The sequence below is a fragment of the Halopenitus sp. H-Gu1 genome (genome assembly GCF_041821145.1).
Taxonomy (GTDB): domain Archaea; phylum Halobacteriota; class Halobacteria; order Halobacteriales; family Haloferacaceae; genus Halopenitus.
Genome location: NZ_JBGUBC010000041.1, coordinates 1 through 10,148, shown reverse-complemented (window position 1 = coordinate 10,148; position 10,148 = coordinate 1). Strand labels below are relative to the sequence as shown.

8 protein-coding genes and 2 pseudogenes are annotated in these 10,148 nt (G+C 53.0%); 4 read left to right on the top strand and 6 right to left on the bottom strand.

Features of this window, described 5'->3' with window-relative positions; all coding sequences use genetic code 11:
* Nucleotides 1-306 (bottom strand): annotated as a pseudogene (locus tag ACERIT_RS15675) (hypothetical protein); the annotation flags it as partial.
* Entirely contained in the window at nt 303-1,739 is a 1,437-nt protein-coding gene (locus ACERIT_RS15670; protein WP_373675797.1) for a hypothetical protein, read from the bottom strand. The gene ACERIT_RS15670 and the pseudogene ACERIT_RS15675, both read right to left, overlap by 4 nt.
* Nucleotides 1,740-1,839: 100 nt before the next feature.
* Here ACERIT_RS15670 and ACERIT_RS15665 point away from each other — a divergent pair, with 100 nt between their 5' ends.
* Together ACERIT_RS15665 and ACERIT_RS15660 are read left to right on the top strand one after the other, a co-directional pair.
* Nucleotides 1,840-2,688, top strand: coding sequence for a hypothetical protein (locus ACERIT_RS15665; RefSeq protein WP_373675796.1), 849 nt, complete (start codon nt 1,840-1,842; stop codon nt 2,686-2,688).
* Entirely contained in the window at nt 2,685-3,482 is a 798-nt protein-coding gene (locus tag ACERIT_RS15660) for a hypothetical protein (RefSeq protein ID WP_373675795.1), read from the top strand. The genes ACERIT_RS15665 and ACERIT_RS15660 overlap by 4 nt, the downstream gene beginning before the upstream one ends.
* Before the next feature lie 34 nt (nt 3,483-3,516).
* On the opposite strand, the gene ACERIT_RS15655 is transcribed toward ACERIT_RS15660, so the two are convergent.
* The 4 genes and pseudogenes from ACERIT_RS15655 to ACERIT_RS15640 form a co-directional block, all read right to left on the bottom strand.
* On the bottom strand, nt 3,517-4,389 hold the full coding sequence (locus ACERIT_RS15655; RefSeq protein WP_373675794.1) for a hypothetical protein: 873 nt from the start codon (nt 4,387-4,389) through the stop codon (nt 3,517-3,519).
* A 78-nt stretch (nt 4,390-4,467) separates the two neighbouring features.
* Nucleotides 4,468-5,691, bottom strand: coding sequence for a competence protein CoiA (locus ACERIT_RS15650; RefSeq protein ID WP_373675793.1), 1,224 nt, complete (start codon nt 5,689-5,691; stop codon nt 4,468-4,470).
* A gap of 342 nt (nt 5,692-6,033) precedes the next feature.
* Nucleotides 6,034-7,455: a hypothetical protein gene (locus ACERIT_RS15645; RefSeq protein WP_373675792.1), complete on the bottom strand. Its 1,422-nt coding sequence runs from the start codon at nt 7,453-7,455 to the stop codon at nt 6,034-6,036.
* 820 nt (nt 7,456-8,275) lie between these two features.
* Nucleotides 8,276-8,431: pseudogene (locus tag ACERIT_RS15640) on the bottom strand (helix-turn-helix transcriptional regulator); the annotation flags it as partial.
* Between the two features lie 90 nt (nt 8,432-8,521).
* Between ACERIT_RS15640 and ACERIT_RS15635 the strand changes: the two are divergent.
* Nucleotides 8,522-8,962, top strand: coding sequence for a TRAM domain-containing protein (locus tag ACERIT_RS15635; RefSeq protein ID WP_373675791.1), 441 nt, complete (start codon nt 8,522-8,524; stop codon nt 8,960-8,962).
* A gap of 67 nt (nt 8,963-9,029) precedes the next feature.
* Nucleotides 9,030-10,148: hypothetical protein (locus tag ACERIT_RS15630; protein WP_373675790.1), on the top strand; the 1,119-nt coding region annotated here is incomplete at its 3' end.

The window sequence follows — 10,148 nt, the reverse complement described above, 5'->3', positions numbered from 1 at the left end:
CTTTTTTGCATTGATGGAGAGATTGAGCGGGGAACTCTTTCCTAGGCCAGGATATGGAACCTGCCACGGATTATCACTTGTTCCTGGATGGATTCCGACCTCCATATCGTGAAGTAGTTCGGTCAACCGGCGTATCGAATCTCGATCGCCGATAATTCCGAGTTTGATTGTATGGTGGCCTTCCTCGTAGAGCCGTGGACCATATCTGATAAGCCCTCGTTTGGGAGAGGTTTCAGTGCCCCCTTCAAACTGAATTTCTGGCTCCTCGAGGTGACGAAGCGTGAATGGGGAATCGTCAGGCGTCATTGTTCAATTCCCCCTGTGTTTTCTAAATCCGGAGCTGACTCGATGAGCTCATCACGTTCGTCTCCGTCTTTGGGTGGGCGGACATCGAGGGAAAGCGAGTCAACTCTGGTTACTTCGAGTTCCTTTACGACGGGTATCCTCTCACCCATAAACCGGTCAAGCTGGGTCTGATCCGACATCAACAGCTCTTCCCAGACGCGCAGTTGGCGGTCGTACTTACTATTCTGGCCGTGAAAACGATTCGGTGAGAAGTCGTTTTGAAGCCGGGATTTATGCTCGCCTGTTACAGGCCGACGACCGTCTGATGTGAAGACCTGTGTGGGTAGCAGAACGTAGTAGTACTCTCCCGCATAGCGTCGTACTCGCACTTTGACCCCCCGATGGATGACATCCGAGTAGGAGTCTAGCTCCTTTGCAACCCATGATCGCCCTAGTTTTCGCTCGGTACCGTGCTGTCTGCGGTCAAGTTCTGGGTATACAGTTGTGCCTTTCTCACGGTCGATGAGACAATCGTTATCTCTCGCAACGAGAGTGAAAATCCCCCTGAGAAGGGATCTTACGATGTTTTCACGCTCTTCTTCTTGAGCACGCGTTCGGAGGTACTCCTCGAACTCCCGTGTTTCGAAACGGTCCTCGTGTATGTAATGACGAGTAGATCCCGGAAGATGGTCCGGATGAACGAGCGAGTATAATTTCCGCTCGTGAAGCTTGATGGGGAACGCTTCGTTGTTGTAATTATAGACGCGAGCAGATTCGGCCTCCTCCGTCGTCTCTATGATGTACAGTGTCTCTGGGTAGCGGGTTACCTGAAACAGATTCGTCGCATAATCTGTTTCCTCAGAAACTGGTTCATACGAATGAAGATATGGTTCGTACTGGAACCGTTCTGTTTTCTCGAGTTGATGAGCTTGTTGACGGAGGTCATCGTATGTACCTACGAAAACATGGGTATCAATAGCGAAATCTCGGAACTCATCTACATCAGTATCATCTAGCCGATCTACGACCTCATCGTTGACGCTGTCTTTGAGTTTTTCGTAGAAGTCGGACAGTTTCTGGTTGTCGGTGACATCACGATCGAACAGGGCTTTCCAGAGCTGCTCATTTGAGAGTGTCTCAGTAAAAATATAGAAATCAAAACGATGGGGCTGGGGTTGGTTGATGTATTCGAGGAAATATCGGGCCAGTTCGTCTCTAAAATCGTTCGGGCTGAGACCTGTGGAATATGCTTTTGCCTCAGCTACCACTTTGTCGCCCGTAGCTTTGTTCACAAATTGGATGTCATCAAGCGTAGAGTGGAAGGCTGAATCCCGTTCGACCATGTAATTCAGCCTTTCCATGTACTCAATGACGACTTCCTTATAGTCCTCCCCGCGTCGCGCTGTCCCTTCCCGCTCTTTATATAGATTGTAGATGGGCACGTTGTATCTCATCACAAGGAAGTCTCGTGTGAATTACTTTTCCCTCAGTCGTTGGATAGTTTACTGGGATCCGACGGTACTTCTATAATCCAAGCGGTATATATTGGAGATAATGAACCGCGAGGACTTGGGAACGACTCTGCGTCTCCTCAATCACGAACGTGGGGCCGCTGATGCGTTGCCGAAAAAGTCGCTTCACAAGCTCCTCTATCGTATTGACGTCAAATCTGCCGAGCGAAATCTGGATATCTCGATCCCGTATTATTGGTATCTCTTTGGTACCGTCTCACCAGCCACGCCCTCGACTGTCCCCTCAGCCGGGATTAATGAGCCCGAACTTGAAGATCGCCTGCGTTCTGTTGTCTCCGAGGTTCTCTCTGAATATTACGAACACGGGTTAGAATGGCTCACAGACAGAATGTATGATGATGCGCCGTATCAGGTCCAGCGGGATTTTCGGGAATTGGATAAGAAAATACGAACGTTACATGCGGAGTATCACGATTTCTATGAGGTTGACCCAAGCAGAGAATCGGTACTCAGCTCGGTTCACGAAACATTTGAATCATTTCCAAACGACCAATTTCCGGAGTACGATCGACCACTAATCAAATGGTATAATGCGGTCACACGAGAGCTCCATTCTCATTCTCCTGATCCCTCCAGATTGATGACGGTGAATGTAACGTTCTGGCGTATATTTTCTCTCGAGCTTGCCCAACGGCATACACAGGGAATGTCTCAGGAAGAGGTTCGTGGGAACCTCGGTATAACCTCGTTTGAGCAGGCTAGGAGTTCTGCCATACAGAAACTCAACGAATTCGAAGAAGAAGATCTTGATGCGAAGTTTTCTGAGTTAGTGACCGAACTCGAATCTGAACGGAGCGCAGCTGACGAGCTTGTGGCTCCGATTCTTGAACGTCGGGGAATTGCTCACGAAGATCTTCATCCACGCCAATGACTCGGTACTTCGTAGACACGAACGTCCTCATTGGACTCACGTTTTCCCATGACCGGTGGGCCGTAGAAGCAGAGCGTATTCTAGATGGTCATAATACGCTCTTCACGAGTGAGTTTGTGATCTACGAGTACTGCAGTCGTCCACAAGGCGCTCCGCGAGTCGTGCCCAATCCCGATCATCTTCAGGCAGACCCTGACGATACAGGTGGTGTGTTCGGAACCGTTCTTGAAGACTTTCAAGAGAATGTCGAGGACAATATCCCAATGTACAATCGAGAAATCGATTTACAGCGCTACGATGGGCTTTCCTTTGAGAGGATCTTAGAGATTTTCTTCGACAATATTGATGTTCGCAGTCAGGCCAAGCCACACTTTATTCGGCACTTCCAGAACTACTTCTCCTCGCGCGAAGTCACCCCGCGAAATGCGAAACGGTGTGTCGAAAATCTTCGGGATCGTGTCCTCCACGACGCAAAGGAACGGAAAGACGCACTAATGGATACTGTCCACGTTGTGTCCTCAACTTATGACGAACAGGAGCGGGCTCGCGATTTAGTAGATGAGCACATCGGGATTCGAGAGTCCAGAATTCCCCCAGTAGACTCACAGTGGCTTCTTGACGCAATAGGGCTTGCAGAACGCGGTGTGCTTCAGCGTGTTGTGACCGGGGATAAGAAAGACGTTATCCGATATCAGCAACAGTTGATGTCATTGTTTGATCTTTCAATTCTCTATATCTTGGATGAGTTCCATACTCACTCTCAAGTCGGCCAGGATTCACATGAGATCTTCTGAAGAATAGAGCCTGTTTCGGCCCGGACTGTGGTCGTTAGTTCTGTCGGAAGCTAGTTGCCTCTACTGGGAACCCGTCAGCCTGTTCTGCAAGGTCACGTGGGAGCTGGTACACACCACTATCGACATATTCCATCGGCGCTTCCAACGCCCCCTCCGAGAGTCCACGATCACTCCATTCGGTATGCGAAACCGCAACCTCGAACCCGCCCACTCGTGGCGGAACGGCTGGTAGTGCCTCGGCGTTCTCCGGATAATCTTCGAGGAGCGGTGCGTATCGGAACGGCAGTCGAAGCATGTGGCTTCGAGTGGTTTGTCCGGAGTAGAAGCACCGATTCGGGTCCTCGACGCAGACGTCCTCGACGCGCTCCTCGTCACTCGGATAGTCGATACCGTAGTGGTCGGGATCCTCGCCTGCCTGCGCCTGTAGTGCCTTCTCGATAGCTTGTCCAAGACTCATCGGGTCGGTCGCGTGCGAGAGCCAACACGCCACTGCAACAGCGTCGTCTGCATCCGTCGTGAGCGTGTACGTCGAGATCTCCGGCGAACTGATCGGCGTGTAGTAGGCCCGGACCGCGAACAGGCAGGGTTCGTAGATCTGTCCGTCTGCCTCTTGGGCTTCGGCGGCAACGTCGTCGCTGTGGATGCTTGACTCGAAGTCAGCTTCGAGACCTTGAATACGCCGTCGACGCCCAACTACCTCGTACTCCACCGGGTCGATACGGAGTTCCGTGTTCTCGGCCGCAGTGAACCGTGCCTCGACACCGGGCGTCTCCTCTGACCCATACGTCCCGCGTTCGAAAGACTCTTCTGTCCACCCGTCTGCGAGGCGTATTTCGTACTCGTCGGTCACCATCGGAGCTTCCGGCTCTGTCGGTAGAGGGTCAGTCTCCAAGTCGTGCTCGTCCATATCACCGACTGTCTGCTACGTCGACTTAAACTACTGTCACGCTGGGGTGCTAAAGAGCGGGAAGGCAACCACGATGGCCTATGGGTTCAGCTGTCGACAACTCGGGCAGTCGTCCCAGTCAGCTTGATCTCGGTGCGAGCGATGTCCACATCTACGGGGGTTCGCGAACAGGTAGTCTAGTCCCCACTCCGGGTCAGGAGCTTTCCCGAACAAAATCGGGGCCGTCTCTCCAGCACCGGTATGATTCATAAGTAGATGAACGGGACAGTACCGGCACTCCCAGAGAGCGACGTCGACGCGGTCGTCATACCCTCTCTCGATGACTTCCTTCCGGTCCCACTCGTGAACGCCTCGTGGCCCGCGACACGGCGCGACGTCAACACGGTTCACTAGGACTGTCTCGAACGTGGGATCGGGACCGAGTCGCTTCGCTTCTAACCACCCCTCAAAGTCGTCCGCCACTTCGCGGTGTATGATAATCGCATCCCGGAGTTCGTCGATTCTAACCTCTGGTGCGAGGACCCCATCGTAGTCGTACACGAACCGAGTGAGCGTCTGATCGTACTGGCGGCGTGAGCCGCACCCACGGCAGAACTCGTACTCGTAGCTATCTGGATGGGCGTAGCTTGGGATTCGCCGCCAATCGTGGCTTCCAGTTTCTGCATAGGGGAAGCACTTTCTGGACGGCGGGTCCCACTCGAGATTTGCTTCGACGCGCGTCTCGAACTCCCATGGATCGTGTTCACGGATACTGTATGCGTGGCCATCGTCGGCCCGGAACGCGTCGTCGACGACGTCGTAGTCCAGCTGTTCATCGCCGAAGTCGTCGGGGGTCAACCATGCGACCGAGAATCCTGCCGTGAGATAGTCGTGGGTTGTCCCTTCGATGTCCTTACTATGATGTTTGTGCTGTACCTCGATGATGAGTCCCCGCCCGAAGTAGAGGTTCTCCTCCTGGAATTCGACAAACGCGTCAGCTCGCCGCGTCTCCGGGGCCGTCGCCGTCCCGGCAACGTTGAGCGTGATTTCGGCTCCGACGTGGGTCGCGGTGGGGAACTGTTCGGCGAGTGCAGCGACGGCGAGGGCCGTACAGCGAGCGTGCGTATCTGATTCCCCTCCGGATGCTGTTGAACAAGCCACAGAATCGTCTTCGCTGGCGTGGAAGAAGTGACGAGCGCGATGATCGCCATCACGGGGGTAGAGAATACCCCGGCATTCGGGACACTTGACAGCCTGCTGGTCGTCGACCTGCTCGGGGACGACGATTTCGCCATCACGGAGTGCTCGAAACGGCACTGTCATCACTACCGAAGTACGTCGATTGCTTGAACCCACCGCTATCCTTGAAAATGCACCCTGGCCCGTACTCTCGCTAAGACCCTTGAAGGGTTCATAGATTAGCAGGTTGCATTTCTAGCTACACGCGTCCAACCGCCGCAACGCTCTCTACCAATACTCAAGGCGAGTGCTTCAGGGCTCAGCCCGAGGCGGCTCTCACACGAGGTTACTACATTTCCTTCTGAAGATCTGTACCTCGATAGAAGCCATAACCGCCAGCATATACTCCTACTCCGCGGATTGGAATACACCTCCCTATTGGACGGTTTGGAGGTGTGTTGCTACACAGGGACGACAGTCGTACTCTTAGCTGAGGTCCTCATCAATTTCGGTCGCCGCTTGGATAATCAAGTCAGTGCTAACCGCTGGTGGGAACGTCCGCATGAGGGCAGACTGTGATTCATCAAACATACACTCCGCCAATAGCTTCCCATACGCGGTCAATTGCCATCCATCCTTATTCCCGGCTAGTACAGGCCGCTGCTCCCACTCTCGGCTTGCAAGATCTGTACAGATCTGGGTGACCTGCCCTTGATACGATGTTTCGGAACCGATATCCCGTGCAATCCGTTTCGAGCTGATCGAACTCTTACTGTTGTGAATAGCCGAAAATACGTCAAGCGCATCTAGTCCGCGAGCTTTCTTCTCCCGGATTCGATCAGCGTCTGTCCGACAATGGCGATACAAAACATTCCGTTCTAGAATTCTACACTCTTCGACTAGGGTTACCATACGGTCGTATTGGATGAACTCCTCTGGCTCAAACTGCTCTGCTGGACCGTGTTCGGCTTGAAAATCGCCCCAGTGTCCAGATGATCCGACTGGATAATCCGACTCGATGCTGTTGTCGATCAAAATGAAGAGAAGATCCCGACAGTCGATCCCCCTCTCGTTTACTCCTGTTTCCTGCGAGTCGGTATCACCTCGCTTTTCGAGCACCCGAGAACGGAACTCTGACATCGATCGTCGAGGGGCAATTGGTTCCGGTGCTTCGTTGAGGATCTCTCTAAGCCGGGAGATCATCTTCGTTCGATGTTCATCCCACAGATCGCCTTGCACTCGCCACTCACGCTCCCATTCGGCCCATTCACGATCGTATGTCCGCTCATGCTCGAGCTGTTTTTGAAGGGCTGAAATGATCTCGTTCATGTACTTTTGCCGTTGCTGCATTAATTGATCACCGAGTCCGGCTGGTCTGTGGTCGAAATAGAACCCTTCAAGAAAGCCGTAGGCAATATCTTGTAGCACTTCGTCTTCGGCCATCTCACCCGGAGCAAGTGAGAGTTTCCGGGCTAGCTTACCGATATCCCTGCCGAACTCCTTCGTACTCGACATCGGACGGCCGATGTCTGTCTCAGTGTCAGAGACCATCCGACACGCTTCAACGATCTCCGAGTCATTGCTGGGCTCTTCAAAATCGGTAAGCTCTGGGGCTCTTTTCCTTCGGGTTGACGGTTGGACGGGGTACTCGTCGAATCCGAGTAGACCAACCCATCCGTCCTTCCACGACTCCTCTGTGAGGTAGTCGTTCGCGTGGAGTAAGAAAATGTCCGCTAACAGGTGGTCGATCCGATATCCGAGGCGATTGATCTTCGTCTCGATTCGGGCCTCCATATTCGTTTTCGATTCGCCCCCTGGGTCTCCCGACCGGATATACCTCCGTTCAGCTCCGGTTAGTGCGTATGCGGGGCTCCCATGTGTGTCCGCTAGCGGCTCGTTTTCGCTCATCTGTACCAATATGTCGGGTTGGAAATCGTATAAAAATGGCCTGTGGAAGTACTGCCAGCTACTTCTTTAAATATCGATTGCGAGCCCACTTGTGATCGACCAGTGGTGCAATCACAGAGGGCTCGGGTTGATGCCGGTGCTTAGAACCCCGTCGCGACGTGTGTGCGAAAATTGTTTGATCCATACTAAGTCACTTCGGGGATACCAATGTGTCTCTCCATCGACTACTGTGTTTCCAGCGGATTCGACATCCTATTCCAACTTCGATCTTAACCCTCGAATCTAGAAGCTCAATCTATGATGTCGGACTTGGTGCAGAAGAACCGGTCACGATACGCCGTACCCGATCTGGTGGAGCTATCTTGGCGAAAGTCGTATTGGTGACCCTCAGTCGACCTTCGCTGAGATGCCCTTCACGTCGGTAGACTAACCTCTGATACCACTTTCACTTTGGTTCACTGAGATATATGTGGGCCCGTACCCTTAGAGAGAAGCAGAGGGCAGTGCGCCCTTCCGTCACACGCTTCACATTCATATGAGCACTCAGGACCCACTCCTCGGTGACTGCCCGCACTGCGGTAGTGAGATTCTGTCTCATCATACGCTGATAGAGTATGCAGGCGGTGTCTGGGCCGAATGTCCCGAGTGTCGGGACGTCGTCGATCCACAGTAAGTTTCTATGTTACGAGTGCTAAAGCGGCTCTCTCCGACCTCAACTGATACAACGGAACTGTTCGAGTGTCGAACTTGTGGGACCAGTTTAGATGAGACCTCGGACTCCTGTCCCGAGTGCGGCTGTAGTGATATCGCTCGGTACGAGTTATAGGTCGACGGACTGGCGTTCCAAGTCACCCCGAGGTTTGAGTTCTCGTTGACCGCATGTGGTAACTGTATAGACATTTGTCCGGCGGTCTTTCTCTCCTTTCTCGACCAGCCTCTTTTCGACCAGCGTATCGAGGTTGGGGTAGAGACGTCCGAGGAACTTCGTGACTATGTTGAGGACGCCTACGCACCGACTGACGGCGTGAGGAACGACTATTTGCGTCGGATGCTGAATCTTCTCGTGATGGTCGACATTCCTGACACACTTCGCTCGGTATTCACTACGACTGTTGAGTCCGACGACGGGGGCTACATACTCGAGATTCCAGCGAATGAGGTGCGTTACGACGCCATTCAGCCCGGTGATACCTATCGAATCGCCGTTCTCGAAGCCGGGCATATAACAGCGCGATCCGATACGCAGTCTGCGGACAGATCGTCTGAGACGTCTGTGACCGCTCAAGAAACCGATCATTCCGAGCCGCCCGTTGAGGAGGGTGAGATTCGGGACGTGACCGTTGAGGCCGTTGGTGACCAAGGCGACGGTATTGCGAAGGTTGACCGTGGCTACGTTGTGATCGTTCCGGAGGGGCAGCCCGGTGACGAACCGACCGTCGAGATTGAGCAGGTGCAACAGAATGTTGCCTTCGCCAAGATCGTCGAGCCGGACCCTCGAACGTTGTGATTCTCCTGGTTTCTCGTTCACAATGGCTTGCCCGTGTTTTATACTAACGTAGTATCTCTCCCCCATTATGGAGGCCTACTTGGATTCAGTTACCACGTCATTTCTTGAAGGCGGCCATCAGCTCTCTCAGCTATCTGTCTCTGCGTCTATGTTAGAATCCGATGACTCTTGGAGTCTTGACGAGCCGCTACCAGTCGGTGAGATCATCAATGCCTTTCGCGTTCAGAAGACACTGGTTCAGCAGGCTGGGCAGGTGTTTATTCCTCTTCATGCAGAAGATTCAGCGGAGCTGACTGGAGAGTACCTGATTTACCGGAGAGAGACTGACGAGACTCTACTTAGTGATGATTCTGACCCACATGAGCTACACTTTCTGAATGCTGAAACGGGTGGGGACGATTTCCGAGAGATTGGAGAGTCTGAATTGACGTACTTGGCGTATCGGATGCGGTTCTGGCACTCTAGTTATTCACCATCTGAGAGGCCCTCATACTTGTCTTCAGAGTATTTCGATGATCGTCCGCCACAACCACCACGAGAACTCTCGGCTGTGGATCCGCTATCGGACGATGAGTATGAGGAATTTATTGATACAACAGAGCAAGCGATGGCAAATGAGCTGGAAGCAGAGCGACGGTCTGTTTGGGACTCCCATCGGGGAATGTCCATCGAGAGGTTACAGCGAGAACAAGGCGGGGATGGGATCGCTTCTGCCGGATACTCTCGATTGGCAGAGGATCGAATTTCTGTTTCAGCACCGGGGTCTGGAGCTCACCGTAACCCGGTTGAATCGACCTATGGAATCCACGAGGGGAATATTGTCGGAGTTGCGCCTGGTGATGACTCGAATTCGCCGATTGTACCGGGAATCGTTACTCGTGTCGGATTAAGTGATTTCCGCGTAGAGCTTGACTGGGAGGCGACAACGCGGACGTCCCAAGTGAAGGATGAACTCCGACGGGTAAACCGAGTTTCTGTTGCGATTTTCGACCGTAATATTGCCTTCCAGCGCGAGCGTTCAGCCTTCCGAGAGATGGCTGACTCCAGTTCGGGCAAGCAACTGCTAGCAGGTGACTCATCTCTCTCGTTCGGCGCACCCCTATCGGTTTCACTGAATACTTCACTTGAATTGAATTCTTACCAGCGGCGGGCAGCAATCAATGCCCTTCGAGCAGAGGATGCATAC

What these genes read in the sequence shown, in the direction of transcription:
- ACERIT_RS15670 (WP_373675797.1), bottom strand. Translation starts at nt 1,739, where the DNA reads ATGAGATACAACGTGCCCATCTACAATCTATATAAAGAGCGGGAAGGG.
- ACERIT_RS15665 (WP_373675796.1), top strand. Translation starts at nt 1,840, where the DNA reads ATGAACCGCGAGGACTTGGGAACGACTCTGCGTCTCCTCAATCACGAA.
- ACERIT_RS15660 (WP_373675795.1), top strand. Translation starts at nt 2,685, where the DNA reads ATGACTCGGTACTTCGTAGACACGAACGTCCTCATTGGACTCACGTTT.
- ACERIT_RS15655 (WP_373675794.1), bottom strand. Translation starts at nt 4,389, where the DNA reads ATGGACGAGCACGACTTGGAGACTGACCCTCTACCGACAGAGCCGGAA.
- ACERIT_RS15650 (WP_373675793.1), bottom strand. Translation starts at nt 5,691, where the DNA reads ATGACAGTGCCGTTTCGAGCACTCCGTGATGGCGAAATCGTCGTCCCC.
- ACERIT_RS15645 (WP_373675792.1), bottom strand. Translation starts at nt 7,455, where the DNA reads ATGAGCGAAAACGAGCCGCTAGCGGACACACATGGGAGCCCCGCATAC.
- ACERIT_RS15635 (WP_373675791.1), top strand. Translation starts at nt 8,522, where the DNA reads ATGGTCGACATTCCTGACACACTTCGCTCGGTATTCACTACGACTGTT.